Source organism: Arthrobacter sp. K41, from assembly GCF_059089645.1.
Genome location: NZ_JBNHEW010000002.1, coordinates 236,686 through 262,228, shown reverse-complemented (window position 1 = coordinate 262,228; position 25,543 = coordinate 236,686). Strand labels below are relative to the sequence as shown.

General features: G+C 66.5%; 25 protein-coding genes. 11 read left to right on the top strand and 14 right to left on the bottom strand.

Features of this window, described 5'->3' with window-relative positions:
• Positions 1-14 precede the first annotated feature (14 nt).
• Positions 15-1,535 carry a D-alanyl-D-alanine carboxypeptidase/D-alanyl-D-alanine endopeptidase gene (dacB, locus tag AC5RTE_RS05520; protein ID WP_494040399.1) on the bottom strand — a complete coding sequence of 507 codons (1,521 nt, stop codon included), beginning with the start codon at positions 1,533-1,535 and terminating at the stop codon, positions 15-17.
• Positions 1,536-1,689: 154 nt separating this feature from the next.
• Here dacB and AC5RTE_RS05515 point away from each other — a divergent pair, with 154 nt between their 5' ends.
• Positions 1,690-2,178: an inorganic diphosphatase gene (locus AC5RTE_RS05515; RefSeq protein ID WP_104044131.1), complete on the top strand. Its 489-nt coding sequence runs from the start codon at positions 1,690-1,692 to the stop codon at positions 2,176-2,178.
• A gap of 116 nt (positions 2,179-2,294) precedes the next feature.
• Positions 2,295-3,689: a carboxylesterase family protein gene (locus AC5RTE_RS05510; protein ID WP_494040398.1), complete on the top strand. Its 1,395-nt coding sequence runs from the start codon at positions 2,295-2,297 to the stop codon at positions 3,687-3,689.
• Between the two features lie 43 nt (positions 3,690-3,732).
• Here the strand turns inward: AC5RTE_RS05510 and AC5RTE_RS05505 are convergent, their stop codons facing one another.
• Positions 3,733-6,123, bottom strand: coding sequence for a phosphoketolase family protein (locus tag AC5RTE_RS05505; RefSeq protein ID WP_494040397.1), 2,391 nt, complete (start codon positions 6,121-6,123; stop codon positions 3,733-3,735).
• A gap of 120 nt (positions 6,124-6,243) precedes the next feature.
• Between AC5RTE_RS05505 and AC5RTE_RS05500 the strand changes: the two genes are divergently transcribed.
• Positions 6,244-6,843: a hypothetical protein gene (locus tag AC5RTE_RS05500; protein WP_494040396.1), complete on the top strand. Its 600-nt coding sequence runs from the start codon at positions 6,244-6,246 to the stop codon at positions 6,841-6,843.
• A gap of 113 nt (positions 6,844-6,956) precedes the next feature.
• On the opposite strand, the gene AC5RTE_RS05495 is transcribed toward AC5RTE_RS05500, so the two are convergent.
• The 3 genes from AC5RTE_RS05495 to serS all read right to left on the bottom strand — a co-directional run bounded on the left by AC5RTE_RS05495 (position 6,957) and on the right by serS (position 9,909).
• Positions 6,957-7,541 carry a histidine phosphatase family protein gene (locus tag AC5RTE_RS05495; RefSeq protein WP_494040395.1) on the bottom strand — a complete coding sequence of 195 codons (585 nt, stop codon included), beginning with the start codon at positions 7,539-7,541 and terminating at the stop codon, positions 6,957-6,959.
• Between the two features lie 76 nt (positions 7,542-7,617).
• Positions 7,618-8,478, bottom strand: coding sequence for an HAD family hydrolase (locus AC5RTE_RS05490; RefSeq protein WP_494040394.1), 861 nt, complete (start codon positions 8,476-8,478; stop codon positions 7,618-7,620).
• 150 nt (positions 8,479-8,628) lie between these two features.
• Positions 8,629-9,909, bottom strand: a complete 1,281-nt coding sequence (gene serS / locus AC5RTE_RS05485; protein ID WP_494040779.1) for a serine--tRNA ligase — start codon at positions 9,907-9,909, stop codon at positions 8,629-8,631.
• Positions 9,910-10,000: 91 nt separating this feature from the next.
• Here serS and AC5RTE_RS05480 point away from each other — a divergent pair, with 91 nt between their 5' ends.
• On the top strand, positions 10,001-11,065 hold the full coding sequence (locus tag AC5RTE_RS05480) for a diacylglycerol/lipid kinase family protein (RefSeq protein ID WP_494040393.1): 1,065 nt from the start codon (positions 10,001-10,003) through the stop codon (positions 11,063-11,065).
• A gap of 10 nt (positions 11,066-11,075) precedes the next feature.
• Here the strand turns inward: AC5RTE_RS05480 and AC5RTE_RS05475 are convergent, their stop codons facing one another.
• The 3 genes from AC5RTE_RS05475 to AC5RTE_RS05465 all read right to left on the bottom strand — a co-directional run bounded on the left by AC5RTE_RS05475 (position 11,076) and on the right by AC5RTE_RS05465 (position 12,750).
• Positions 11,076-11,282: a hypothetical protein gene (locus AC5RTE_RS05475; protein ID WP_494040392.1), complete on the bottom strand. Its 207-nt coding sequence runs from the start codon at positions 11,280-11,282 to the stop codon at positions 11,076-11,078.
• 95 nt (positions 11,283-11,377) lie between these two features.
• Positions 11,378-12,355 (bottom strand): prephenate dehydratase, encoded by a 978-nt coding sequence (gene pheA, locus AC5RTE_RS05470; RefSeq protein WP_494040391.1) that lies wholly within the window; start codon positions 12,353-12,355, stop codon positions 11,378-11,380.
• A 68-nt stretch (positions 12,356-12,423) separates the two neighbouring features.
• Entirely contained in the window at positions 12,424-12,750 is a 327-nt protein-coding gene (locus AC5RTE_RS05465) for a rhodanese-like domain-containing protein (RefSeq protein WP_387548349.1), read from the bottom strand.
• 113 nt (positions 12,751-12,863) lie between these two features.
• Here AC5RTE_RS05465 and AC5RTE_RS05460 point away from each other — a divergent pair, with 113 nt between their 5' ends.
• The 5 genes from AC5RTE_RS05460 (at position 12,864) to AC5RTE_RS05440 (ending at position 17,112) form a co-directional block, all read left to right on the top strand.
• Positions 12,864-13,598, top strand: a complete 735-nt coding sequence (locus AC5RTE_RS05460) for a Type 1 glutamine amidotransferase-like domain-containing protein (protein WP_494040390.1) — start codon at positions 12,864-12,866, stop codon at positions 13,596-13,598.
• The gene (locus AC5RTE_RS05455) at positions 13,591-15,012 is read left to right on the top strand and encodes an amidase (RefSeq protein WP_494040389.1); all 1,422 of its coding nucleotides are present in this window, start codon (positions 13,591-13,593) and stop codon (positions 15,010-15,012) included. The genes AC5RTE_RS05460 and AC5RTE_RS05455 overlap by 8 nt, the downstream gene beginning before the upstream one ends.
• 132 nt (positions 15,013-15,144) lie before the next feature.
• Positions 15,145-15,372, top strand: coding sequence for a hypothetical protein (locus tag AC5RTE_RS05450; protein WP_494040388.1), 228 nt, complete (start codon positions 15,145-15,147; stop codon positions 15,370-15,372).
• Positions 15,373-15,876: 504 nt separating this feature from the next.
• Positions 15,877-16,329 (top strand): LapA family protein, encoded by a 453-nt coding sequence (locus AC5RTE_RS05445; RefSeq protein ID WP_494040387.1) that lies wholly within the window; start codon positions 15,877-15,879, stop codon positions 16,327-16,329.
• Positions 16,330-16,440: 111 nt separating this feature from the next.
• A complete protein-coding gene (locus AC5RTE_RS05440; protein WP_494040386.1) occupies positions 16,441-17,112 on the top strand; it encodes a hypothetical protein in 672 nt (223 codons plus the stop codon).
• A 58-nt stretch (positions 17,113-17,170) separates the two neighbouring features.
• Here the strand turns inward: AC5RTE_RS05440 and AC5RTE_RS05435 are convergent, their stop codons facing one another.
• On the bottom strand, positions 17,171-18,052 hold the full coding sequence (locus tag AC5RTE_RS05435) for a nuclease-related domain-containing protein (protein ID WP_494040385.1): 882 nt from the start codon (positions 18,050-18,052) through the stop codon (positions 17,171-17,173).
• A 225-nt stretch (positions 18,053-18,277) separates the two neighbouring features.
• On the opposite strand from AC5RTE_RS05435, the gene pgm reads away from it, so the two are divergent.
• Positions 18,278-19,954 (top strand): phosphoglucomutase (alpha-D-glucose-1,6-bisphosphate-dependent), encoded by a 1,677-nt coding sequence (pgm, locus tag AC5RTE_RS05430; protein WP_494040384.1) that lies wholly within the window; start codon positions 18,278-18,280, stop codon positions 19,952-19,954.
• Here pgm and AC5RTE_RS05425 read toward each other — a convergent pair.
• Together AC5RTE_RS05425 and AC5RTE_RS05420 are read right to left on the bottom strand one after the other, a co-directional pair.
• Complete coding sequence (locus AC5RTE_RS05425) at positions 19,951-20,454, bottom strand: 2'-5' RNA ligase family protein (RefSeq protein ID WP_494040383.1); 504 nt, start codon at positions 20,452-20,454, stop codon at positions 19,951-19,953. The two genes, pgm and AC5RTE_RS05425, sit on opposite strands and share 4 nt — an antisense overlap.
• Positions 20,455-20,592: 138 nt before the next feature.
• Positions 20,593-21,198 (bottom strand): malonic semialdehyde reductase, encoded by a 606-nt coding sequence (locus AC5RTE_RS05420; RefSeq protein ID WP_494040382.1) that lies wholly within the window; start codon positions 21,196-21,198, stop codon positions 20,593-20,595.
• A gap of 199 nt (positions 21,199-21,397) precedes the next feature.
• Here AC5RTE_RS05420 and AC5RTE_RS05415 point away from each other — a divergent pair, with 199 nt between their 5' ends.
• Complete coding sequence (locus tag AC5RTE_RS05415) at positions 21,398-22,750, top strand: uracil-xanthine permease family protein (RefSeq protein WP_494040381.1); 1,353 nt, start codon at positions 21,398-21,400, stop codon at positions 22,748-22,750.
• 10 nt (positions 22,751-22,760) lie between these two features.
• On the opposite strand, the gene AC5RTE_RS05410 is transcribed toward AC5RTE_RS05415, so the two are convergent.
• The 3 genes from AC5RTE_RS05410 to AC5RTE_RS05400 form a co-directional block, all read right to left on the bottom strand.
• Entirely contained in the window at positions 22,761-23,666 is a 906-nt protein-coding gene (locus AC5RTE_RS05410) for an SGNH/GDSL hydrolase family protein (protein WP_494040380.1), read from the bottom strand.
• Positions 23,663-24,529: a GAF and ANTAR domain-containing protein gene (locus AC5RTE_RS05405; RefSeq protein WP_494040379.1), complete on the bottom strand. Its 867-nt coding sequence runs from the start codon at positions 24,527-24,529 to the stop codon at positions 23,663-23,665. The genes AC5RTE_RS05410 and AC5RTE_RS05405 overlap by 4 nt, the downstream gene beginning before the upstream one ends.
• A 125-nt stretch (positions 24,530-24,654) precedes the next feature.
• A complete protein-coding gene (locus AC5RTE_RS05400; RefSeq protein ID WP_494040378.1) occupies positions 24,655-25,527 on the bottom strand; it encodes a glycosyltransferase family 2 protein in 873 nt (290 codons plus the stop codon).
• Between the last annotated feature and the right edge of the window lie 16 nt (positions 25,528-25,543).

The following is a 25,543-nucleotide window of genomic DNA, read 5'->3' as shown; positions in this document are numbered from 1 at the left end:
GGCCTTGTCCGGCGTCACCGGCAGCCGCAGGCCGCCAGCGCCGTCGCGGCCTGGTCCAGCGCCGCCCTGTTGCCGGCGGCGCCCGGCGTAAGCCCGTTGCCTATGAAGGAGAAGACCAGGAGGCGGCCGTCGGCGTCCACCACGTAGCCGCTGAGCGCCAGCACTGTATTCAGCGTGCCGGTTTTGGCCCGGACCAACCCTGCACCCCGGGCTGTTGAGTCGTCACGGTAACGGGTGTTCAGGGTTCCGGTGAGGCCGGCCACCGGGAACCCGTCCAGGGCGGCCCGCAGCCTTTCGTCCGTGCCTGTGGTTATCACCCGGACCACTTCGGCGAGCTGCCGGGCCGAGACCTGGTTTCCCATGGCCAGGCCGCACACGTCAACCAGCGTCACCGCATCAGCGGGGATTCCGGCTTCGGCGAGCTGCGCGCGGACGGCGGCAGTGGCCCCGTCATTACTGCCTGGCTGGCCTGCCGCTGCCGCTGCCATCCGTCCGAGGACCTCCGCAAGGTAGTTGTCCGATTCGCGGAGCATGAGGTCCACATGCTCGGCCACGGTGGCGGACTCCACTTTGGCCAGTGCTGCCCCGCCTGCTTCCCCGGCCGGCCCGCCCGCTGCCTGCCCAGTGCCGGGGGAACGTTCGACGGCGGCCGCCACGGTCAGTCCCGCGGCCGCGCCTGCCGCCCGGAGCCGGGCCGCGAACTCCTCGCCTGCCGTGATGGCCGAGTCCTGCGGGCGGGGCCCGGTAGTGACGGCGGGGTCGTAGCGTGCCGAGTTCAATGCCAGAGGGTAAATTGGCGCCACTTCACCGGCCGCCACATCGCCGCTTCCCCAGGCGGGATTCAGCGCCGGGCCGGTGAAGAGGGAATCATCCACGAGGACCTTGATCTCTCCGGTTGTCCCCGCTGCAGAAAGCGCCTGGACCGCCGCGGCAGCAAGCGTGGCAAGGCCCCCGTGGCCCATCACCTCGTTCCCGTTGGAATCCCCGGGCGCCAGGAGGACGTCACCACCCCCAACAAGCACCACCTGCCCGGCAGCGGGACCTGCAACAACAGTGGTGGTGAACCGGTGTGCGGGGCCAAGGGAACGCAGGGCCGCCACTGCGGTGAGCAGCTTCAGGTTGGAAGCGGGGACCCGGCTCTCGGAACCGCCCCGGTCAAAGAGGACCTGACCGGTGAGGGCATCCTGCACCAGCCCTGTGAAGTTGCCGCCGCCGTCGGCCTTCAACAGGGGCTCCAGCTGGGCTGTGACGCTGGAGGCCAGCGGGACGGCCGCATTGTCATCCAGCGGCTCGAGTCCCTGCTCCGGACTTAGCGTGGCGGGGGGCTGCTGCCACGCAGGTGCCGGCGGAACGGGCGCGGGGGGCTCGGGCCCCAGGAAACCAGGGGCAACCAGCAGGGCTGCGGGGACCAGAAGGGCAACAAGGAGGGCTGTCAGCAAGAGCACAGGCCAGGACCTCCCGGGGCCGCCAACGCCGCCTGGGACACTGCGGCGGATACGGCCCGGCAGCGGCTCCCCGGCAGTTGGTTTGGTCATGCTGGTGCTGGTCCTCAAGTCCTGAAATATCCCCACAAGTTCCTGATTCCAGGGCCTCTCGCTATATCCTCAATAATAGTCGGCGGCACGGACACTCCTTTTGGTAGGCCGTCCAGTGTGCCGCGAACCCCCTGCAATTGCCGAGGAGCATTCCATGAAGCATGACGTGACCATCGAGATTCCCAAGGGATCACGCGTCAAGTACGAAGTTGACCACGAGACCGGCCGCGTCCGCCTGGACCGCGTCCTCTTCACCTCCATGCAGTACCCCACGCACTACGGGTTCTTCGAAAACACCCTGGGCGAAGACGGCGACCCGCTGGACGCACTGGTGCTCCTGCAGGACTTCGACCTCCACCCCGGCGTCATTGTTGAATCGCGCCCCATCGGCGTTTTCAACATGACCGACGACGGCGGCGGAGACGCCAAGGTCCTGTGCGTGCCGGTTGACGCCCGTTTCGACCACATCCAGGAAGTCAGCGACGTCAGCGACTTCCTGATCAAGGAAATCGAGCACTTCTTCACCCGCTACAAGGACCTGGAACCGGGCAAGTGGGTCAAGGCCGAGGGCTGGGGCGACCGCGCCGCCGCCGAAGCCGAGCTGGAAGCCTCCATCAAGCGTTACGTGCCCACGGGCCACTAATCCCCACTGTCCCCCTCACCGGAGCAGTACAACGGCGGGTGCCTGACTTGCGAAAGCCAGGCACCCGCCGTCGTTGTCTGTCAGTACCTCCAAGCAGGATATGAAACTCTTGATGCGTGAACTCCGCACCAACTTTCAGCCCGCCCTGCGGCCCGGTCACCGGCTGGCGGGACGGCGACGTCATCCGGGCCACCGGCATTCCCTACGCCACCGCCGGCCGTTTCCAGGCTCCCGTCCCTGCCCCTGACTGGACCGAGCCGTACGCTGCAACCTCCCCGGCTCCCGCCTGTCCGCAAGGGCCGGTGCCGTTCCTCGACGACGTCCTGGGCACCCGCTACGGCGAGCTTCCGGGCAGCGAGGACTGCCAGAACCTCTCCATCACCATGCCCGCAGACCTTGCCCCGGACGAGAGCCTGCCCGTGATGGTCTGGATCCACGGCGGCTCCTACACCACCGGTTCAGGCGACCTGGCCATCTTCGACCCGGCGGTCCTCGCGGCTGAAAACCGGGTGGTGGCGGTCTCGGTGACCTACCGCCTGGGACTGTTCGGATTCCTGGCAACCCGCAACGGCCGGCCCGGCAACCTGGGCCTGCTCGACCAGCTTGAGGCATTCCGCTGGGTGCAGCGGAACATCGCTGCCTTCGGCGGCGACGCCGGCCGGGTGACCGCCTTCGGCCAGTCGGCCGGCGGGGACGCAATCGCCCATCTCATGGCAACCCCTGAGGCGCCGTCGCTGTTTCAGCGGGCAATCATCCAGAGTGCGCCCCTGGGCATCTCGCGCGGGCGGGCAAAAATGAACCACGCGATGGGCATCGCCGCGGAAGCGGTCACGGAGGAAACCCCGGCGATGGACGTGGTGGAACGGGAGGACCACGTAGCGCAGGTGGCCCGAAAATTCGGAATGCTGGCCGCCATGCCTTTCGGGACCCAATACGGCCATGCACCCCTGCCCGGGGAAGCGGACATCGAGGCTGCCTGGAACCGCGCAGCCCCCGGCATCGAAGTGCTGATCGGACACACGTCCGAGGAGGCACGGCTCTTCCTGCCGCGCAGCCCGTACCTTCACCGGCTCGCAGGCGTGCCTGTGGTCGGCAACGCCGCCGTCAAGGCCATTGACTGGGTGGTCACCGAAACGGTCTATGGCCGGGCGAGCCGGAAATTCGCCCGCCGCCATGCCCGGGCCGGCGGAAAGGCCCACCGCTACGTGCTGGATTGGCATGCCCCCCGCAACATTTTCGGCGCTGCCCACACCATCGATCTCCCGCTGCTCCTCGGCAACCGGACCACGTGGGACGGCGTGGGGCTGATCGCGGGAGCCCGCTGGGAGGACGTGGATGCCGTCGGCCGGCAAATGCGCAGCCTTTGGGCAGCCTTCGCCCGGGGCGAGGACCTCGAGGACAAAGGTGGAATACCCGGGGCGCTGCAGCTCACATCAGAACGGCCCGCGGCACGGTCCGGCCTGCCGGCAACGGCGTTGCGGACTGCTTCCACCATGTTCCGGCGCCGGTAGCAGTCATGGCCGGCGTACTTGCGACCCCCGCGAAGCATCCCGGCTAGGCACCCAGCTTCCAGTTCGTGATCTCCTCCGGGTCCTCCCCGTGGGTGCGGGTGTGCTCACGGGCACGGATCCTGCTGTCCTGGAGCTCCTGCCGCAGCAGCGAATGCTTTTCCGCCAGGCCGGGCACGCGGTCGATGGCGTCGATGGCCAGCTGGAACCGGTCGATGCCGTTCAGCATCGCCATGTCGAAAGGCGTAGTGGTGGTCCCCTCCTCCTTGTAGCCGCGCACGTGCAGGCCCTCCTGGTTGCTGCGCCGGTAGGTCAGCCGATGGATGAGCGCGGGATAGCCGTGGTAAGCGAAGATGACGGGCTTGTCCGGGGTGAAGATCCCGTCGAAATCGCGTGCCGGAAGGCCATGCGGATGTTCGCTTGCGTCCTGCAGCCGCATCAGGTCAACCACGTTCACCACGCGGACCTTTAGTCCGGGCACCCCGGCGCGAAGCAGCCCGGCCGCGGCCACCGTCTCGACAGTGGGCACGTCCCCGGCACAGGCCAGGACGACGTCGGGCTCCTCGCCGGGGACCTCGGACCCGGCGAACTCCCAGATGCCCAGTCCCCGCTGGCAGTGGGTGGCGGCGTCGGCGGGCCCGAGCCACGTAGGTGACGGCTGCTTTCCGCTGACCACAATGTTTACGTAGTCCGTGGACGCCAGGCAGTGCTCCATCACGGACAGCAGCGTATTGGCGTCCGGTGGCAGGTAGACGCGGATAACCTCTGCTTTCTTGTTCACGGCGTGGTCTATGAAACCCGGGTCCTGGTGGGAAAAGCCGTTGTGGTCCTGCTGCCACACGTGCGAGGACAGCAGGTAATTCAGCGACGCCACAGGCTGGCGCCACGGCAGCTTGCGGTGCACCTTCAGCCACTTGGCGTGCTGGTTGAACATCGAGTCGACGATATGGATGAAGGCCTCGTAACAACTGAAAACACCGTGCCGGCCGGTCAGCAGGTAGCCCTCCAGCCAGCCCTGGCACAAGTGCTCGCTCAGCACCTCCATAACCCGGCCGGAGCGCGCAAGGTGCTCGTCGGCGTCGTCAATCCGGTACTGCCACACCTTGTCCGTGACCTCATACACGTTTTGGAGCCGGTTGGACGCAGTTTCGTCCGGGCCGAACAGCCGGAACGTTTCCATGTTCAGCTCGATGACGTCCCGCATCCACGAGCCCAGGGTGATCATAGGGCTGACGCGATCCGTCCCCGCGGCGGCAACCTCGACCGCGTGGTCCCGGTAGTCGGGCAGCTTCAAAGGGCGGCGCAGCAGGCCGCCGTTGGCGTGGGGCGTAGCGCTCATCCGGTAGTCCCCGGTGGGTGCACCCCGGGCGACCTCGGGCCGGAGCCTGCCGTCGCCGTCGAACAGTTCCTCAGGACGGTAGGACTGCAGCCATTCCTCGAGCAGCCGCAGGTGGTCCTCATTGGTGTGGACGGCCGAGAGGGGCACCTGATGGCTCCGCCAGGTCCCTTCAACCTGGAGGCCGTCAACCTCACGTGGTCCCGTCCAGCCCTTCGGCGAGCGCAGCACAATCATGGGCCACCGGGGCGCCCCGCCGTCACTTTCCTCCGCGCCGTCCGTCCCGGCGGGCGTGCGCCGGGACTCCTGGATGGCGCGGATGCCGGCCATGCAGGTTTCCAGTGCCGCGGCGAAGTCCCGGTGCGCCTGCGCGGTGTCGTCCGGGTCCTTCACGGTGACGAAACAGGGCTCGTGGCCGTAACCCCGCAGGAGCTGTTCCAGCTGGGCTTCGGGCATCCGCGCAAGGATGGTTGGGTTGGCGATTTTGTAGCCGTTGAGGTGCAGGATGGGCAGCACGGCGCCGTCTGTCGCCGGGTCCAGGAAGTTGTGCGAGTGCCAGCTGGCCGCCAGCGGCCCGGTTTCGGCCTCGCCGTCGCCAATCACGACGGCGGTTACCAGCTGGGGATTGTCGAGCACTGAACCGTAGGCGTGTGCCAGGGAGTAACCGAGTTCACCGCCCTCGCTGATGGAGCCGGGGCTTTCCGGAGCGGCGTGGCTGGGAATGCCGCCCGGGTAGGAGAACTGGCGGAACAGCTCGGCCATGCCGTCAGCGTCGTTGCCTACGTGGCCGTAGATTTCGGAATATGTTCCTTCCAGCCAGGCGTTGGCCACCACGGCCGGGCCGCCGTGGCCGGGACCTGCCACAAAGAGCATCTCGGCGGAGTCGCGGCGGATCACCCGGTTCAAGTGCGCGTAAACGAAGTTAAGCCCGGGTGTGGTTCCCCAGTGCCCCAGCAGGCGGGACTTGGTGTGCCCGGCCTTCAGCGGTTCGCGCAGCAGGGGGTTGGAGCGGAGGTATATCTGGCCCACGGATAGGTAGTTGGCAGCACACCACCAGCGGTCTACGAGTTCGAGTTCGTCCTGCCCCATGCTGCCGGCCATAACCATCCTCACGTCGGGTTCGCCGCCAAAGGCGGCCGTCGGTCCATCGCATCAGATGGCTCCGGGCGAGGCAACCCCGCTTGCCCCCACTCTGCTACCTGCGGGTAGTCTTTGGTTCAAATGTTCACCTTGACCATCAACCAGACCGACAGCCGGCGTGACGGCGACCGGGTGCCGCAGTTACTTAAGGACCTGCGGCACATTCCTGCGCGCCTGGATTTTGACCGGTCCGTGGAGGACGAGGTCCAGGGCATCGTGGACTGCCCGCACCAGGCCGTGGAAGCCGCGCTGATCGCACTGCGCTGCGGCTCCTGGTACGTGGGAATCGGCGTTGGGCCGGTCAACAAGCCGCTGCCCAACCAGATTAAGGACGCCTCCGGTCACGGACTGGTGTACGCCCGGCGTGCAGTGGACCGGCTGCGGAACAGCAAGGAGCGGGTTCCGGTGGCGGTAGAGGGACCCCTGGCCGATGTCGCCCATGACGCTGAAGCGGTGCTCCGGTTGCTGGGCCATATCGTCCGGGACCGTTCCAGCGCTGAGTGGCGGGTCCTTGACCTGCTCACCCCGGGCGTCCGCGGCCAGCAGAAGGCTGTGGCCCAGGAACTGGGCATCACCACCCAGGCGGTCAGCAAAGCAGTGGCCCGCGCGCAATGGAACGAGGAACACGCTGCCCGGCCGGCCGCAGCAAGGCTGCTCGCACTGATCCTCGAGGTGCGGTAGCGGCGCTATTGGCGTGCTTGCTGCAGTTCAGTCGACGGCGGTGATCACCTCCGTGCTGTCCGTCCCGTTGCTGCTTGGAGCCGCCCTGCTGCTCGGCTGACCTGGGGTGCGGGTCAGCCCTGGCTGGCGGCCAGCACCGGTTCGCCGTTGAAGTACTCAAGCTGCCAGCCGTCGATCGCGTGGTGGTGTGCGAGGTTCAGTACGGCGTTGTCAATGCTCTTGAGGGTGCTGCCAACGGCGCGGCTGAGGGTCACCCGAAGCAGCGTTCCGTGGGCGACGACGAGAAGCCGGCGGCCGCGGAATTCCTCAGCCAGAGCCTCCAGGGCTGCGAGTCCGCGGTCCGCTGCCTCGTCCTCGCTTTCGGCGCCCCGGAAACCACCGGGAATGCGCATCGCATCGAGTTCCGGCCCGGCGCGCATGCCTTCCGCGGGCCCGAAGCTGCGCTCGACCAGTTCGGGGACGCGCCGGACATCGCTGAGGCCAAGCCCCGCGGCGATGACATCGGCGGTCTCAGCTGCGCGGCTCAGGGGTGAGGACACGATGGCGTCCCATTCGTAGGCCGCGAGGACAGCGACTGCATCCCGCGCCTGGGCCCGGCCCACCTCGTTCAGCGGGATGTCCGTGGATCCCTGCAGCCGGCGCTGCGCATTCCAGTCGGTCTGGCCATGGCGGATGAGGGCGAACGTCGTAAGGGTCATGCTTTCCATTCTGCCCGACGACGGGCGTCCGCTTGGCCAGGGACCGTGCGCATCGGCGTGCGCTCCGCCGGCAGCTTTAGAGGAGGCTTCGCAGCACGTGGGCAGCGCCGTCGTCGAACACGGAGTGAGTCACTTCGTCCGCGGCGGCGATGACTTCCTCGGGGGCCTGGCCCATCGCCACGCCCCGTCCGGCCCAATTCAGCATCTCGATGTCATTGCGGCCGTCGCCGACAGCCACCGTGAGGTGCTGTTCGATCCCGAGGCGGCCACGCAGGCTTTCCAGGGCGCTGGCCTTGGTGACGCCGGCAGCGGCGATGTCCAGCCACGCGGTCCAGCCCACCGAGTAGGTGACGCCGGCAAGGCCGATGTGCTCGATCGCCTCAGTGAATTCTTCGGGTGTGTTTTCGGTGCTGAACACCACCACACGCACTGCCGTGGCCTCGAGCATGGTGTGAAAATCCACGCCAACGGCCTCGACGCCGAAGCTGGCATCCTGGAAGCGTTCGGTGGAAAGGAAGTTGCCGTCCTCGTCCTCCAGCGCGTACTTCGCCGACGGAAGCCGCTCGCGCAGTGCACGGAGCGCAGGAGCGGGATCGAAGGTGGCCTTGTGGATGACCTCGTACCCGTTTTCAAGATCCGGGTGAAGCCGCAGCGTCACGCCGCCGTTGCAGCACACCGCATAGCCGCGCTCGATGCCGATTTTCTCAAGGATGGGGAGCATGGCGTTGAGGGAGCGCCCGGTGGCGATCATTACCTCGTGCCCGGCTGCCACTACTGCCTGTGCCGCTTCGCGGACGGCCGGCGTCATGTGGCCGTCGTGGTCCACCAGCGTGCCGTCCACATCCAGGGCGATCATCAGCTTTTGGGCTGCGTTCTTGTTTTCGTTCTCTCGCCGGTCATCGTTGCCGGCGACTGAGGTTTCAGTCAGCGTAGTCATCCATCAAGTAGAGCAGATGCCGCCAAAATCCTGCTAGGACGCGCGCCACAGTGTTATTGAACAGTTGGTAAATGCCTCTGGCGGGCCCGGCACCGGCGAAGTGCAGGTGCAGAGTCCGCCAGAGGGGGCGAAGCCCAGGACCAGCCGAACCTACAGGACCGGGAGGACCTCCAGCCCGCCGAGGTACTTCTGCAGTGCCTTGGGCACGTTGACCGAGCCGTCCGCATTCTGGTGGTGCTCCAGCAGTGCCACGATCCAGCGGGTGGTGGCCAGCGTTCCGTTCAGGGTGGCAACAGCCCGGGTGCCCTTGGCCACGCCCTCGGAATTGAGCGCGCGTTCGCGGATGTTCAGGCGGCGGGCCTGGAAGGTGGTGCAGTTGGACGTCGAGGTCAGCTCGCGGTACGCCGCCTGGGTGGGGACCCACGCTTCGCAGTCGTACTTACGGGCGGCGGACATGCCAAGATCGCCGGCAGCGGTGTCAATGACCCGGTACGGCAGCTCGCACTTGGCCAGCATCTCCTCTTCCCAGGCCAGCAGGCGCTGGTGCTCGGCGGCCGCTTCCTCAACTGTGGTGTAGATGAACATCTCCACCTTGTTGAACTGATGCACGCGGATGATGCCGCGGGTGTCCTTGCCGTGGGATCCGGCTTCCCGGCGGTAGCAGGAGCTCTGGCCGGCGTAGCGGATGGGGCCCTTGGAAAAGTCCAGGATTTCGTCGGCGTGGTAGCCGGCCAGCGCAACCTCGGAGGTGCCCACAAGGTAAAGGTCGTCTTCGGCGAGACGGTAGATCTCGGCGTCGTGCTTTACGTCAAAGCCCGTTCCCTGCATCGTCTCCGGGCGCACCAGAGTGGGCGTGATCATCGGGACAAAGCCGGCCTCGATGGCCTGGTCCATGGCCATCTGCAGCAGTGCCATCTCCAGCCGGGCACCTACACCGCGGAGGAAATAGAACCGCGCGCCGGAGACCTTCGCGCCGCGTTCCATGTCGATCGCGCCGATCAGCTCACCGATTTCCAGGTGGTCCCTGGGCTGGAAGTCCGGGAACTCCCGCGGGGTGCCGACGGTCTTGACCACAACGTAGTCGTCCTCGCCGCCCTCGGGGACGCCGTCCTCGACGAGGTTGGGAATGGTGCGCAGCAGTTCTTCCTGCTTCAACTGCGCGGCGTCTGCCTCAGCGGAGGCGGCCTTGACCGAGTTGGCCAGCTCCTTTACCTCGGCCAGCAGGGCCTTCTTCTCGTCGCCCTTGGCCTGGGCCACCTTTTTGCCGAATACATTTTGCTCGGCGCGGAGGTTTTCGAAGCGGATCAGTGCCGCCCGGCGTGCAGAGTCCGCGGAGATGATCGCGTCCACCACTGATTCGTCTGCGCCGCGGGCGCGCTGGCTGGCTCGGAACTTATCCGGGTTTTCGCTGAGGTCTTTTACGTCGATCACCTCATAAGGGTATCCAATCCGCAGGAGTACGACGGCGGCGGGCCGGGGTACGGGACCGGCGCACCTGACGCCGGGATACTGTTGAACCACCATGAGCGACCTGATTCTCTATCTGCTGATTGCGGTGGCTCTTGCCTTCGCTGTCTCCAGCTGGTGGGGAGTCCGCAGGCTCAAGGCGCTGCACGTGCGCAGTGCCGTAGGTGGGGATGCGCACGAACCAGGGCTTACCCAGCAGCGGGTCGCCGTCGTCCTCAACCCGGTCAAGGCCCGGTCGGAAGAAGCCAGGGCAACCATCCAGCGCGCATGCCTGACTGCCGGCTGGGACGAGCCGGTGATCTACGAAACCACGGCGGAGGACCCCGGCTTTTCGCAGGTGCAGGCGGCGCTGCGGCACAAGCCCGACGTCGTTGTGGTGGGCGGCGGCGACGGCACCGTACGGGTGGTGGCTGAGTCCCTTGCCCGCACCGGAGTAGCGATGGGCCTTATTCCGCTGGGTACCGGTAACCTGCTGGCCCGCAATGTGAACCTGGATGTCAACGACCTCCACGGCAGTGTGCAGACCGCGCTCTTCGGCCACCAGCGCTACATCGACACCGCCCGGATGGGCATTGAGAACTCCCGCACCGGCCAGTCCTCCGAGCACGCCTTCCTGGTGATCGCCGGCATCGGCATGGATGCCGAAGTTCTGGCGGACACCAACGCCGGCCTCAAAAAGACGTTCGGCTGGCTTGCCTACACCGAGGCCGGTATGCGCCACCTGCCCGGCCGGCGGAAAAAAGTCTCGATCTCGCTGGACGGCAGCCCGGACCAGGTCCGGAACATCCGCAGCATCCTTTTCGCCAACTGCGGCCTGGTTCCCGGCGGCATTGATTTCATCCCGCAGGCCATGATCGACGACGGCATGCTGGACGTGGTGGTGATGAGCCCCCGCAGCGCCATCGGCTGGCTGCTGATGTACGTAAAGATCATGTTCAAGCACAGCGGGAAGCTGCCCATCATGACCGTTTACAGGTCAGGCAGGATCGTCATCAAGTGCCCGGAACCGATGCCCACGCAGATCGACGGCGACACGGCAGGAGAAGCCACCAGGGTTACCGTCCAGGTGGAGCCGCGTTCGCTGTTGGTCAGGGTTAAAGGGCAGGATTTGCTGGTCTGAGGAACGAAGATCAGGCGTGGGCTTCCTTGTGTGCCTCGGCGGCTGCTTTCGCGGCGGCGCGGGCCTCGGACTGCTCACGGATCATGGCCTGTTCCTCTTCGAAGCGCAGGCGGTCAGCCCGGTCTGCCTCGTCGCCGTCCCAGTCCTGGTTGTCGGCGGTGGGGCGGGGATTGATGATCATTCCCTGGCCATCGTTGTCAGAGCTGTTGGTACTCATGACCCGCTCCCTTCGTTAGGGGCCATCCCCCAATGTGGATCAAGTAAGCATACGCATTGTCCACAGCCCGCGGAAGTGGTAGGAAGTGCAATTACCTACGCTGTGGGCGAAGGGCCGGAACCGGTTTCCGGCCGGCCCGCGGGGGGCTGCAACCCGTCCACCCACTGCCGTGCCGCTTCGAAGGCATTGTCGGAGGTATGCGGCTCCACCCGCGTCTCCTGGCCATCGGCCCGCGGGTAGGAGCCAAGGAAACGGGTGGCCGGACTGATGCGGTGCAGCCCCGCCAGGGCATCGGTTACGCGAGCGTCATTGAGGTGGCCGTCCGCATCGATGCTGAAGAAGTAGTGCCCGAGGTACTGTCCGGTGGGCCTGGATTCGATCCGGCTGAGGTTCACGCCCCTGCTGGCAAACTGGTCCAGGATCTCCATGAGCGCGCCGGGCCGGTCCTCGGGCAGGGGCACTACAACCGTGGTCTTGTCCGCCCCGGTCCGTTCGGGCAGGATGCCGGGGCGGCTGACCAGGATGAAGCGGGTAACAGCGCCGGGGTTATCGCCGATGTCCTCGGCGAGGGCGGAAAGCCCCGGCTGTTCCCGGGCAACAAGCGGCGCGCAGATGGCGGCGTCGTAGTGGCAGTCCGCGTCCAGCAGTCCCACGGCTGCTGCGGCAGTTGACGATCCCGGCACGTATTCTGCTCCCGGCAGGTTTGCCTCCATCCACAGCCTGCACTGTGCCCAGGCGTGGCCGTGGGTTGAGACCCGCCGGATGTCCTGCAGCGCTACGCCGGGCCGGGCCACCAGGACAAAACTGATGGGTACCAGGACTTCGCGGATGATCCGCAGTTCAGGACCGGTGGCAATGGCGTCGAGGGTGGCCGTTACACCGCCTTCCACTGAGTTCTCGATGGGAACCATCGCCGCACTGACTGCTCCCTCTCGCACCTTGTCCAGCGCGGCGTTGACGTTTGACGCCGGGACGCGGTGGGCCTCGGCAGCGCCGGGCACCTTCAGAAGGGCTGCTTCGGTGAAAGTGCCCCCAGGCCCAAGGAAGGCATAGGTGGCAGCGGGCGCAGGCATAGGTATTCCTTCAAAGACATGGAAGCGCCCGTGGCCGGGCGCCGAAAGTAGCGAAGCTTGCGGGGGCCCTACAAAACCAGCGGCTTGAGCCCGTTGTCGGAGACCAGGGGCTTTCCGGCCTCCAGCCACTGGTCCATGCCGCCGGAGACATTGATCGCGGTGTAGCCCTGGCCCGTCAGCCACTGCGCTGCGCGGAAGGAACGGCCGCCGGTGCGGCAAATGACGTACAGATCCTGGTCCGGATCGAGTTCGTCCAGCCGCGCGGGAAGCTGGTCGAGGGGGATGTGGAGGGCGCCGTCAGCATGCCCGGCAACCCATTCGTAATCCTCGCGGACATCCAGGATGGCGGCATCGGCGGGGAGGTCGTTGACGCGGACGGTATCAAAATCGCTCATGGCAAGTCCTGTCTGGCAGATCGGGTTCAGGGTTAAGCCTAGTGCCCGCGCCGTGCCCGCAAGTTCGGCAAGTTCGGCAAGTTAGGCTTCTGGATAAAACTTTAGGAGGCCCTTTGCCTGCAGAGCAGCCCACCATCCTTGCCACTTCCGGCGGCATCAGGCCCGGTATGCGCACCCGCCTGGAGTTCGGCCCTTTGCTGCACCACGCCGTCGAACTTTCCGGCGTCAGCGGCCGGGCGCCGAAGGTGACCCATATAGGCACCGCCGCAGGGGACCAGCGGGCGTTCCATGCAGAACTGGACGAAGCGGCACGGCTGGCGGACTTCGACTTCAGCCACCTGAACCTCTTCACCATGCCCAATCATGCCGACCCCGAGGCGCATCTGTTGGAGCAGGACGTTGTGTGGGTCAACGGGGGCTCGGTGGTGAACCTGCTGGCAGTGTGGCGGGCCCACGGCCTCGAACATATCCTTCGCCGGGCATGGCAGAGCGGAGTGGTCCTGGCCGGTGTGTCCGCCGGGTCGATCTGCTGGTTCAAGGGCGGAACCACGGATTCCTTCGGGCCCGAACTGCGGGCAGTAACGAATGGCCTGGCCTTCCTCCCTTACGCCAACGGGGTGCATTACGACTCGGAGGAGCGAAGGCGGCCGCTGGTTCACCGGCTGGTGGCGGACGGGACGCTGGGCGAGACGCACTGCACGGACGACGGCGTCGGGCTGGTTTACCGGGGCACCTCACTGGTGGAGGCCGTAGCCGAAGTCCCCGGAAAGGGCGCCTACGTCGTCACGGCTTCCCGGAACGGAGATGGCGTGGACGAGGAACGCCTGGAACCGAGGTACCTTGCCTGAATTACACGACCTTTCCGCCGTCGCCCTTCGGGACAACCTCCGGAAAGGCGAGGTCTCCTCAGCGGAAGCGGCAGCGCACTTCCTGGGCCGGATTGACCAGCACAATCCCCTGCTCGGGGCGTTTGTCACGGTGACGGCTGAACAGGCCATGGACCATGCCCGGGCGGCCGACAGGCTTCGAAACCGGATTCCTGTCGAGGAGCTCCCGCTCCTGCACGGCATGCCCCTGGCGTTCAAGGACCTCACTGACGTGGCCGGGGTGGTGACCACGCACGGCAGTGCTGCGCTTGACCACAAACCTGCCGTGAACGACGGGCCGTTGGTGGCGCTCCTGAAAGATGCCGGCGGCGTGTCCCTGGGAAAGACCCAGGTGCCCGAATTCGGGCTGACCGCCTACAGCGAAAACCGCGTGGCGCCGCCGTCACGGAATCCGCACGCTCCCAGCAGGAGTTCCGGGGGTTCCTCGGGTGGAAGCGCCGCAGCGGTGGCCGCCGGACTTCTTCCGTTCGCGCCCGGCTCGGACGGCGGCGGGTCCATCCGCATCCCGGCCGCCGCCTGCGGATTGGTGGGGCTCAAGCCGGGCCGCGGGCTGGTGCCGGCAGGGGAAAGCCTGGGAGACCCGGCCCGGCTGGTGGTGTCCGGCCCGCTGGCCAGGAGCGCCGCCGACGCCGCCCTGATGCTGGATGCCCTCACACCTTCCGGGTCCGCCCGGGATCGCGGCTACCTCGCCCGGCTGGAACAGGAGCCGCCCCGGCTAAGGATCGGCGTCACCTTGGACAGCCCCTGGTCCGGCACCTTTCCTTTTACTCCGGACCAGGAGGCATTGGACGCACTCCGGGCGGGGGAGAAACTTCTCGAGCACGCGGGGCATTCGCTCAGCGAAGCGAACATCCGCTATGACAACCGCTACCCTGATGCCTTCACCACCGCCTGGACGGCGCCGGTGGGCACGGCCAGGATCAGTCCGCACCGGGAAGCGCTGCTGGCGCCGCTCACGCGGACATTCCGCCGCCGGGCCCAGCAGCGCAGCCAGGCGAAGGTGAACGAAGCGGTTGCTTTCCTGCGGCAGTTTGAGCGCGACACCGTAGCGCAGTACGCGCAGTGGGACCTGCTCCTGATGCCGGCGCTCGCCCAGACGCCGCGCCCGGTGGGCTGGTTCACCGGCACCGCGCACGGCGGCGACCGCTGGCCGGCGGCACAATGGGCAGGCGATGCCGACGGCGACTACCGGAAACAGTGCGAATTCGCGCCATGGTCCTCCATGGTCAATGTGTGCGGCCTGCCCGCCGTCACCCTTCCGGTCCACTGGACCGGCGACGCCCCCGGCCTCGGGCTGCCGATGGGTATCCAGCTCGTAGGTTCCTCGGGTTCCGAGAAACTCCTGCTGCAGGTGGCGCATCAATTGGGTTATTGAAGCCTCGGATGGGGGCTTGTTGACCTGGTTCTAACGCGGGTTTAATACTGCCGTAACCGTGATGCATAAGACTGGCAGCACCGCACCGGTTCCGTTCCTGCAAAGGCCAATACTCAACGAGGAGTTACTCTCATGGGCGCTGAACATTCCACCACCGCCAGCGAAACCTCCCGTCCCACGTATCAGGGCAGGCGGGACCTCAGCAACGCCAACGTCAGGGAGGACCTGGCCAGAACCGGCCGCTGCGCGTTGGTCCACTTGCCCACCGGCCGGATCTGCCTGCTTCCACTCAGGCATCACGGGCCGTGCGAGTTCCACCGGCCGCAGGACGCCGAGGACCTCATCTCCGGCGTCGCGTAAGCTGCACCTCCTCCTTGCAGGGCATGCTACGGATCCCTCGACTCCGTGGGCGAACAGGAGGACGATTAAAGGGCAGTCACCATAAGGAGGCCTGTGATGTGTTATTCCTACAGCAACAAAGACTTCGGGCGGAGCACCAGAAAAGAAGCTGACCGCCAACCCGAAGCGAAGCAGGAAAGCCCGGTAGAAACACCGGAAAAGCCGGTGAAGGCACAGAACTATACGTTCTGGGCATTCCCGAACTGGCGCAGGACGCCGGCACCGCGCACCCCTTCAGCCGAACGGAGCGAGGAAAGGGTCTGACGCCGGCATGGTCAATGACAACGGAAGGGACTCCAATGGAGGCCCTTCCGCTGTGTCGGGACGGCTCCAGGCCACCCCCATCCCGCCACGTGGTGATTTTCCAGGACTCAGCTCCTCCCCCGCGTTGTGCTGCAGGAAGACCTCCGACTAGGGTGGGACCATAAGCATGCTTAGTATTCACGTCCGCAGGAAGGGAACAGCATGAGCACGGAGAACTACCCGTCCCCCGCGCCGGACCGGCAGCCGGAGCCCGGCACCGGGAACTACACCGCGGCCCCATCTTCAGCCGGAACGTCTTCCCCCGCCGACTCCCCAGCCCCCGGGACCGGAGTAAGCCAAAGCCCGCGGGCAGCAGAGAGCACCCCGGCAAACGGACCCCTGCCTGCCGCTGACCAGCCACGGGTGACCCGTGCCGGGGTGGTGTGGGCCGCCGTCGTGGCCGCCCTGATCCTGCTGATCCTCCTGATCATCTTCATCCTGCAGAACCAGGACCAGGTGGCCGTCCGCTACTTCGGGCTGGAAGGATTTGTCCCGCTGGGGATGGCACTGTTCATCGCCAGCGTGACCGGTGGCGTCCTGGTGGCAGTGGCCGGTGGTGCCCGCATCCTGCAGCTTCGCCGGAACGCGCACCGCGCGCGCTCTCCGCAGCGGTAATAGCGCACCGCGCTCCGGCACCTGGCGGACCACACAAGGCCAGGGTGCTTCCTTACATACCCGCCACCTGATGAATAAGCTGGGGCTGTACCTGGAATACAGGAGGGCTATATGCGCGGTGATAAAGATGCCTCCGCAGAGCGCCGTCTGCGGCCCACATTGACGGCAAGGACCCGGCGCCCGCTGCCCCGCCGGATGCTGGCAATCCTTGTCCTGGCCATGGCGGGTTGTGCATCTGGTGGCGACCCCAAGCCTGCCGAACGCACCCTTTTGCCCGGAAGCACCGTCAGCACCGCATCCCTTCCGGCAGGGACCTCGGACTGGGCCCTTTACGAAAGCCCACTGGTTCCACTCGAGGACAGCTCCGCCGACTTGGCCATGCCGGTGGTGTCCGCGAAGGGAGGAATGCGCGGAACAGCCTACTTTGACCTCGTGACCGTTACTGAGTACCGGCCGGATGGAACTGAGATTCGGGAGGTCTCACACGATGACCTCACCAGCAAGAGCATCATGAAGTGGTACGAGTGGAGCAGCGGCACCGGGAACCCGCCGCCCACGTTCTCGCGGCAAACCACCGGCTACCAGGACGATGGAAGCCTTTCGATCTCCAACGCCGAGGGAGCAGACGCGATTACGGGCTGGAGCAATGACGAGCACCTGTTCAAGGTGGTGCCGGGCAACCAGTACCGGATTCACGGCTACATGCGGGGACAGGATATCGAGCTGACCGGCGCCGGAACGGACATCGGCTTCCATCTGGACTTTTACGCGTTGGAGGAATAACAGAAGGCGCCGGCCCCTTAGGCTGCCGCCAGGACACGCCCGGGCCGCCGTCGCAGGTCTACTGCCCCAAATAGGGCAGCACGTAGACGGCGAAAGTGACGAACGCCGCCAGGAGCGCGAGGGCTCCTGCTCCCGACGCGCCGTGCCGTCGAGTGTCCGGATTCCGCCCGCCGGCCGCCGTTCCGCGCACGTTTCCCTGGCCCCTGGTACGTGGAGGCACAACACGGGCAGCCGGCACGGGCCGGGGCTCGCCTCCAGGATCCGAGGGCGCGGGGCGTGCACCGGCCGGTTTCACCACCGTGCCGGAACGCACGTTGCGGAACGCCGTGATTCCGGGTTCCTGTTCGTGCGTGAGCTGCTGGCCAAGGTGGGCATAGAGCCCCGCCACGGTCTGCTGGTCCAGCACCGGCGGCAAAGCTTCAATGGCTCCCACAACGCGCTGCGAACCAGCCACGGGCACGTCAGCGTTCGTCACGCCGAACAGATCAGGTTGGGCCGCCATACAAATCAGGGGACGCACCAGCCGGCGGTGGGGCGGCGCCATCACGGAGGCGACGGCGGCGCATTGGGCAAGCGCCCCTTCCACGGCCTGGGTGCGGGCGTACCGGCCCTGCCACAGCACACCGGAGGAGACGCGCACTTCGCCCGTCCAGTTCTTGGCGTCCACCACCACCACACCGCCCGGGCCCACCAGGACATGATCCAGGCTGGCTTTTGGCCGACCCGGCCAATAGACGTCATGCAGCACGTACCAGCCGCGCGGCACGAGCTCGCTGAGCTTCTCCGCCACCACGCGCTCACCTGCTGCTCCGGCATCCCATGCCTTGGTGGAGTGCTCGGCCTGGTCGAGCCGGCGTTTGAGTCTCGCGACCCTTTCGGCGGCCAGCCTGGAGTGCTCCGCTGCCCCGTCCCCTGCCCCCATGGCCGTCCCTGCTTTCATTGGAATTTCGACGGCGGAAGGCCGTCGTCGCCCTTTGCTTACGGACTCTCCGCCCGGTTTTTCCGAAAGTAACAGGAGGCGGTGGCGGCGGTATATAAGTACTTTTCCGGACCGGTACTCAGGCGGGCTACTCGGCTGATGACGCGGTTCCGTCACAGGCGGGACACACGACCGGATTCTGGACGGGTCGTTTTGACTCCGGCCCGGGTCTGGCATGCTGTAGCCATGGCTAGCCGCGCGGGTACAGTTGCCCAACCCCAGGACCTTGTTGACATCACTGCGCTCCTTGACGCGTATTACGACATCACGCCGGATCTGGGTGATCCCGGCCAGCGTGTGGCGTTCGGAACCTCCGGGCACCGCGGCTCGAGCCTTAAAGCGTCATTCAACGAGCAGCACATCGTTGCCATCACGCAGGCGATCGTGGAGTACCGGGCAGGGCAGGGCATCACCGGCCCGCTGTTCCTGGCCAAGGACACCCACGCCCTCAGCGAGCCGGCGCAGAACTCCGCGCTCGAGGTCCTGGCTGCCAACGGCGTCCAGGTCCTTATCGACGCCCGCCACGGCTACACGCCCACCCCGGCACTGAGCCACGCCATACTCACCTACAACCGGAACGCCGGCGCCGGCGCTCCCCAGGCGGACGGCATCGTGGTCACCCCCAGCCACAACCCCCCGGCCGACGGCGGCTTCAAGTACAACCCCCCGCACGGCGGCCCTGCCGACTCCGATGCCACCGGCTGGATTGCCAACCGCGCCAATGAGCTCCTCGAAAACGGCCTGAGGGGCGTGAAGCGCGTACCGCTGGCCGACGCACTCGCTGCCGACACCACCGGCAAGTTCGACTTCCTGAGCAGCTACGTGGATGACCTGCCTTCGGTCCTGAACCTGGACGCCGTCCGTGACGCCGGCGTGCGCATTGGTGCTGATCCCATGGGCGGCGCGGCAGTGGACTACTGGAGTGAGATTGGCGAGCGCCACCACCTGAACCTCACAGTGGTCAACCCCACGGTGGATCCGCAGTGGGCGTTCATGACACTGGACTGGGATGAGAAGATCCGGATGGACTGCTCCTCCCCCGCGGCCATGGCTTCACTGATCCGGCGCATGGCTGATGCGTCGTCCTCCGGCCGGCCGGCCTTCGATATTGCCACCGGCAACGACGCCGACGCTGACCGCCACGGCATCGTCACACCTGTTGTTGATGGGGTGGGCGGGCTGATGAACCCCAACCACTACCTCGCTGTCGCCATCGACTACCTCTACCGCAACCGCAGCGGCTGGAACCCGAATTCCGTGGTGGGCAAGACCTTGGTGTCCTCCTCGATCATTGACCGGGTGGCAGAGAGCCTCGGCCGGAAGCTGGTGGAGGTTCCGGTGGGCTTCAAGTGGTTCGTTCCCGGGCTGCTCTCCGGCGAGGGTGCGTTCGGCGGTGAGGAATCAGCCGGCGCCTCCTTCAACAAGAAGGACGGCAGCGTTTGGACCACGGACAAGGACGGCATCCTGCTGGCCCTTCTCGCTTCGGAAATCACGGCGGTCACGGGCAAGTCCCCGTCCCAGCTCTACAAGGGCCTGACCGACCAGTTCGGCGCCCCGGTCTACGCGCGCATTGACGCCGCCGCTACCCGCGAGCAGAAATCTGCACTCGGCAAGCTCTCGCCGACGGACGTGACGGCAACCGAGCTGGCCGGCGAGCCGATCCTTTCCAAGCTCACGGAAGCGCCGGGGAACGGCGCGTCCATCGGCGGGCTAAAGGTGGTTACAGAGAACGCCTGGTTCGCCGCCCGCCCGTCCGGCACGGAAGACGTTTACAAGATCTACGCCGAGTCCTTCAAGGGCGAGGAGCACCTCAAGCAGGTGCAGGCCGAAGCCAAAGCCCTGGTGGACGGCGTCATCGCCTAAACGGTTGCTGCGGGCCCCTGGCCCCACAGCCGCAGGATGCGCCGGACGGTGCGGTCACCGTCCGGCGCCATGTCCACCAGGGCAATCCGGTCCAGCACCACCTCCTCACCCGGGTTCAGCCGCCTGCCGCCGTGGTGCGAAACGTGGGGCCGGTAGCCGGAGAGGGTATGGCCGGGCGTCAGGACCTTGCCGCCGAGGTTCCCAACGGCCGCCACCAGCTCTTCGTGCAGGGCCTGGAGGTCCGGCTGCGGTTCGATGAGGCTGACGGGCACGGAACCGTTCCGGCCAAACCCTGCGTCCTCCCCTGCGGTGAGGCGGGCGCCGAGTGCCCTGCGGGCAGGGCCGTCGGCAAGTGCGGCAGCGCCGACGGCAGGGTCGGAACCGTCCGGGCTGTCGACGTCGAACCTCACCAGGGTGATGTGCAGCGGCCAGTCAGTGCGCAGGAAAATTGCGTTGTCGGCCACGGCTTCGACGAACACGACGAAGATGAGATTCCGCATCTGCCCAGTCTCCCACCACCCCCCTGCGACGCTTCCTCACTTAATGCAGGTTAAGCACAAACGCTCTTTCATGGGGTGAAAGAGCGTTTGTGCAAAAGGCGCATTAAGTGAGAGAGCGTCCGGGTGGGGCGGGCGCAATCAGACGGTGCGGACGACGTCCTCGTAGGCGAACTTGGGCTTGGCTTCGCCGAAAGCGTCCTCGGCGGGCTGGCCGATGTTAACCACAAGGAAGCTCTTCTGGTCCCCGTTGGGGAAGAACGCAGCGTCAATCGCACCGAAGTCTGCGCCCGTCATGGGACCTGCGGCGAACCCGAGGGAGCGCACGGCCAGGATGAAATAGCCGGCCTGCAGGTGGGCGTTGTTGTTGCCTGTGGCGGCTGCGAGCTCCGGGTTGGCGTCATACATGGCCTTGGGGGCGTTGTAACCGGGAAGGAAGCTGTCCCACCGCCCGGCCCAGTCGGTGTCGAAGCTGAGGATGGCCACCAGCGGAGCAGAGGCGGTCTTGGCACGGTTGCCCGGCATCAGGGCGTCAACCAGTGCGGCCCGGGCCTCATCCGAGCGGACGTAGGTTACGCGCAGCGGCTGTGAGTTGAAGGCTGTTGGGCCGAACTTGGTCAGCTCGTAGATAGCCTGCGCCTGCTCCTCAGTCACCTCTCCCGTGAAGGAGTTGGCGGTCCGGGCCTGGGCAAAAATGGCGTCGACGGCAGCCGGATCGATGACTGCTTCTTCGTGGGCAATGGTCATGGGCTTACCTTTCGCTGCGCCTCCCCGCTGCTTGGGGCGGCCTCGTTGCTTTCCATACTTGCAACTTCAACCACTGCGGTCCTCTTCCCGTGACGGCCCGTGACATCCGACACAGCGGACCGGCACCTGGGGCTGGCGGTATTCTGGAGCAAACTGATCTTCGCCCTCCGCGGCACCCCCCTTTTGAAAGGCTCCCGCCATGAGCATGCTCGGAACCAAGTGGAAGCTGCACGGCACCGGCAAGTCTATCCGCCCAGGCCACGTTGTGGCCCCTGACGAGCGGCTCGCCTGGCCGCTGACCATCGGCGTGGGCATGCAGCACGTGGTGGCCATGTTCGGCGCCACCTTCCTGGTGCCCATCATCACCGGCATGCCGCCCGCCACCACCCTGTTCTTCTCGGGCATCGGCACGCTGCTTTTCCTGGTGATCACCAAAGGCCGGGTGCCCAGCTACCTCGGGTCGAGTTTCGCGTTCATCGCGCCCATCATGGCGTCCCAGCAGCAGTTCGGCGTGCCCGGGGCCCTGGGCGGCGTGGTCCTGGCCGGGGCAACCCTTGCCTTGGTGGGCGCCATTGTGCAGAAGTTCGGCGCAGGCTGGATCAACCGGCTCATGCCGCCCATCGTCACCGGGGCCATCGTCGCACTGATCGGGCTCAACCTTGCCCCGGCAGCAAAGAACAATTTCGACGCCGCCCCCGTCACTGCCGTTATCACCCTTGCCACGATCATCCTGGTCAGCGTCCTCTTCCGCGGCATCCTGGGCCGGCTCAGCATCCTGGTGGGTGTGGTGGTGGGCTACCTCGTAGCCATGCTGCGCGGCGAGGTGAGCTACGAAAAAATGGACGCCGCCGCCTGGGTGGGCCTCCCGCAGTTCCAGACCCCCGAATTCCACGTGGGCGTCCTGGGCCTGTTTGTCCCCGTGGTGCTGGTGCTGGTGGCCGAAAACATCGGCCACGTGAAATCAGTGGCCGCCATGACGGGCCAAAACCTCGACGGCGTCTCCGGCCGCGCGCTTATGGCTGACGGTGCGGCCACCGTCCTGGCCGGCTTCGGCGGCGGGTCCGGAACCACCACCTACGCCGAAAACATCGGTGTCATGGCCGCTACCAAGGTCTATTCGACGGCGGCCTACTGGGTGGCAGGCATCTTCGCCATCCTGCTGAGCTTCTCCCCCAAGTTCGGCGAGCTCATCGCCACTGTTCCGCCAGGCGTTCTGGGCGGTGCCGCCACCATGCTGTACGGCATGATCGGCATCCTCGGGGTGAAGATCTGGGTGCAGAACAAGGTGAACTTCTCCAATCCGGTGAACCTCACCACCGCGGCCGTGGCCCTGATCATCGGCATCGCCGACTACACCTGGACCATCGGCGACCTCAAGTTCACCGGCATCGCGCTCGGTTCCGCCGCTGCCCTGGTGATCTACCACGGCATGAAGTCCATCGCGAAGGCCCGCGGGACCGTGGCCGAGCCCGAAACCGAACAGGCCGGTTTGCCGCCTGCAGACAAGGCAGCCATGAACGCAGCAGCAAAGCGCACGCCCAAGAAACGCTAGCGCCGCCCTGCTAGGCCACTTCGCCAACTTCCCCGGTGTCCTCGAGCGCGCCCGAAGACACGGTTCCAGCGGGGTGGCCGGGCGGGAACGGACCAGGGCGCCCAAGTCCGAAGACCGGTCCTGGCTGGGGACGTTTCGCCGCCAGGGACTCCACCGTGTGGGGCCGGAGCCGGCTCAGCACCCAGGGGAACAGGTACTGCCGCGCCCATACCAGGTCATCGGCCCTTGCCTGCTTCCAGCCGGAGGTAGGAACAGGGCGGGGCTGCAGGGCCTTCAGGGAATGCGGGACTCCCAGTGCGTCAAGGGTAGCGGCAGCCACAGCGTGGTGGCCCAACGGTGAAAGATGCAGCCGGTCTTTGTCCCAGGTCCGGGGGTCGTGGAGCGCCGGCAGGCACCACAGGTCCACCATCACTGCGTGATGGCGCATGCCAATGCGGTGGAGGTGCTCGTTGTATATGGCCAGCCTTCCCCGGGTCTGGCCCAGCATCGGCGTGTTGCCCCAGTCCGGCCCGGCAAACAGCAGGACGGTTCCGCCCGTCCCGGCCAGCAGGCCCACCGCCTGGTCCATCTTTTCCGCCAGCTTATCCGGGTCTCCCCGGTGGAAAACCACATCGTTTCCGCCACCGGACATCGCCGTCAGGTCTGGCTTAAGGGCAAGTGCCGGTTCGAGTTGACGGTCCAGGATCTCCTGGAGCACCAGTCCCCGCACGGCCAGGTTGGCATAGGCGAAGTCGCTTTGGCCGCTGCTGAGTTCCTCGGCGGCACGGTCCGCCCAGCCACGGAACCCGCCGATGCTGCGTGGCTCCGGGTCGCCGATTCCTTCCGTGTAGGAGTCGCCGAGGGCGACGAAGCGGTGCCACGGATGCCGTTGCGCCGGGGGCCTCCCGGAGTGCGCTTCCTGCTCTTCGATGGTCATGCCGGCCGTCCTTTCGCCGTCGTCGTCGTCGTGGAAGGGAAGGCTTCGGGGGCAACCGCCTCCGATGGCTGGTCCAGCTCCGCCGGGGCCATCATGCGGAAGTCTTCCAGGTCATCCGCCGGATCCCGCCGCGGCATGGAAGGATCCCGGCCGGGGCCAGGGGCAACAACATTCAGGGCCGCATCCCGCAGGCCCAGCTCGTGGTGCATTGCCTCCCTCTGCAGGAACCGCAGGGCCCCTTCCCGGGTGAGGCCGTACTCGACTGTGAGGCTGCGCACTGCCAGGTCAACCAGGACCAGCGAGCTCTGGGCCACGGCAAGGCCAGCCGTAGCCTCTGCGCGTTCGGCCACCCGGACCACTACGCGCAGCGCGCGGGCAACCTGCTGCACATAGCTGCGGCTTCGCAGGAGGTCATCGCTGGTGAATGTGTGGGGCGATGATGCGTAGAGATTGATGGCTGCGCTTGTCACGCCCTCGGACACGATGGGCACTGACAGGAGGGCCTGGACGCCGTGGCCGGCAGCCGCGCTCGCATACCCTGGCCAGCGCCGGTCCCTGCTGACGTCGGAAAGCAGCACGAACTCACCGCTGCGGAGGGCCTCAATGACTGGACCGTCAGCGAAGGAACATTGTTCCTGGTCCGCCTCGCGCGCCTGATCATTGCTTGCGGCCAGGGTGCGAGCCTTCCCCAGGCGGAAGAGGGTGGCGGCCCAGCCGATGCCGCGGGCTTCACCCTTGATGTCCGCCATGAACTCACGGGTAACTTCCCAGAGGTAGGTTTCGACATCCTTGCTGTCGAAAACCGGCTCCGGGGGCAGTGGAAAGGGTCCCCAGCCAACCGGTTCCGTGGGTTCAGCGGCCATGTTGCACGCCTTGGTTGAAGCGCTCGCGGCCCACTGCAAAACCTGGTTCTAAGGATACGTCCCGCGGCCTGCCCGCGGGAGGGGGCAGCAGGGTACAGGCCCGGCTGCTGCACCCTGCATTCCTGCTACGCCTGCGCGTCTGCGGTCAGGACGACGTCGTAGGCCTCCACGCGCCGGTCCGTCACCGTGGTGGGGGACTCTAGATGGACAGCGCCCGAGGGAAGGATCCCGGCGGCGCCGTACCTTTCCATGACCTGCCATTGGGCCACCACGTCCTCGCCGGCGTGCTCTACGGGAAGGGTCGTCCAAAAGGCGAAGCCGCCGGCGGCATTCAAGGCTTCCCGCCGGTAAAGCACGCAGCCCCCCAGCCACGCCACCCGGTAGGGCAGCCACTCCCCCGGCGCCAGGGAAAGATCAGCGCTAAGGTGGCTGAGATTGGCGGCGTTATGAAGCGGCCAGCGGTCAAAGCCGGGGACGCCCGGCCGGATGCGCTCAGGAGTCACTGGACCGTCCCACGCTTCAAAGCCGGCTGTCTGCTCCGGCCGCTTGTCATCAAGGTAGGACAGGCCCTGCGGAGCCATCCCCACGAAGCCGCAATCCAGCTCGTCAAGAGCCCTGCTAAGCCGTTCCAGCGCTCCCGGTTCCAGCCAGATGTCGTCATCAAGGAAGAGGCACTGGCCGGCTGCCGATTGATCCAACAGGAACTGGCGGTGCTCCGCGAGCCCGCGCCGCGGGAGGTGCCGGAGCAGCGTGACCGGGCGCCCCTGGGCCTCCAGGACGCGGACCATCGCTGCAGCAGCAGGATGTTCCCAGCCGGGGGCGTCCGTGGACTGGTCGCTGACCACCACGCGAAAGGCGGGGCCCTCCTGCCCGGCCAAACCTGCCAGCGTCACGGCCAGTTCTGCCGGCCGGTTGCACGTGGGTATCAGCACATCCACTGCCACGCTGTCAGGCACCTCAACCCGCCGTGCCCACTGTTCGGACGATCTCCTGCTCAAAGCCAACCTCCTGGCG

Bases quoted from the DNA above. Each gene is read 5' to 3' on its own strand.
- AC5RTE_RS05495 (WP_494040395.1), bottom strand. From the start codon at position 7,541: ATGACCCTTACGACGTTCGCCCTCATCCGCCATGGCCAGACCGACTGG.
- AC5RTE_RS05405 (WP_494040379.1), bottom strand. From the start codon at position 24,529: ATGGCCGCTGAACCCACGGAACCGGTTGGCTGGGGACCCTTTCCACTG.
- dacB (WP_494040399.1), bottom strand. From the start codon at position 1,535: ATGACCAAACCAACTGCCGGGGAGCCGCTGCCGGGCCGTATCCGCCGC.
- pheA (WP_494040391.1), bottom strand. From the start codon at position 12,355: ATGCCTGCGCCCGCTGCCACCTATGCCTTCCTTGGGCCTGGGGGCACT.
- pgm (WP_494040384.1), top strand. From the start codon at position 18,278: ATGGCTAGCCGCGCGGGTACAGTTGCCCAACCCCAGGACCTTGTTGAC.
- AC5RTE_RS05410 (WP_494040380.1), bottom strand. From the start codon at position 23,666: ATGACCATCGAAGAGCAGGAAGCGCACTCCGGGAGGCCCCCGGCGCAA.
- AC5RTE_RS05435 (WP_494040385.1), bottom strand. From the start codon at position 18,052: ATGAAAGCAGGGACGGCCATGGGGGCAGGGGACGGGGCAGCGGAGCAC.
- AC5RTE_RS05480 (WP_494040393.1), top strand. From the start codon at position 10,001: ATGAGCGACCTGATTCTCTATCTGCTGATTGCGGTGGCTCTTGCCTTC.
- AC5RTE_RS05505 (WP_494040397.1), bottom strand. From the start codon at position 6,123: ATGGCCGGCAGCATGGGGCAGGACGAACTCGAACTCGTAGACCGCTGG.
- AC5RTE_RS05420 (WP_494040382.1), bottom strand. From the start codon at position 21,198: ATGACCATTGCCCACGAAGAAGCAGTCATCGATCCGGCTGCCGTCGAC.
- AC5RTE_RS05450 (WP_494040388.1), top strand. From the start codon at position 15,145: ATGGGCGCTGAACATTCCACCACCGCCAGCGAAACCTCCCGTCCCACG.
- AC5RTE_RS05445 (WP_494040387.1), top strand. From the start codon at position 15,877: ATGAGCACGGAGAACTACCCGTCCCCCGCGCCGGACCGGCAGCCGGAG.
- AC5RTE_RS05490 (WP_494040394.1), bottom strand. From the start codon at position 8,478: ATGACTACGCTGACTGAAACCTCAGTCGCCGGCAACGATGACCGGCGA.
- AC5RTE_RS05440 (WP_494040386.1), top strand. From the start codon at position 16,441: ATGCGCGGTGATAAAGATGCCTCCGCAGAGCGCCGTCTGCGGCCCACA.
- AC5RTE_RS05475 (WP_494040392.1), bottom strand. From the start codon at position 11,282: ATGAGTACCAACAGCTCTGACAACGATGGCCAGGGAATGATCATCAAT.
- AC5RTE_RS05515 (WP_104044131.1), top strand. From the start codon at position 1,690: ATGAAGCATGACGTGACCATCGAGATTCCCAAGGGATCACGCGTCAAG.
- AC5RTE_RS05425 (WP_494040383.1), bottom strand. From the start codon at position 20,454: ATGCGGAATCTCATCTTCGTCGTGTTCGTCGAAGCCGTGGCCGACAAC.
- AC5RTE_RS05465 (WP_387548349.1), bottom strand. From the start codon at position 12,750: ATGAGCGATTTTGATACCGTCCGCGTCAACGACCTCCCCGCCGATGCC.
- AC5RTE_RS05415 (WP_494040381.1), top strand. From the start codon at position 21,398: ATGAGCATGCTCGGAACCAAGTGGAAGCTGCACGGCACCGGCAAGTCT.
- AC5RTE_RS05500 (WP_494040396.1), top strand. From the start codon at position 6,244: ATGTTCACCTTGACCATCAACCAGACCGACAGCCGGCGTGACGGCGAC.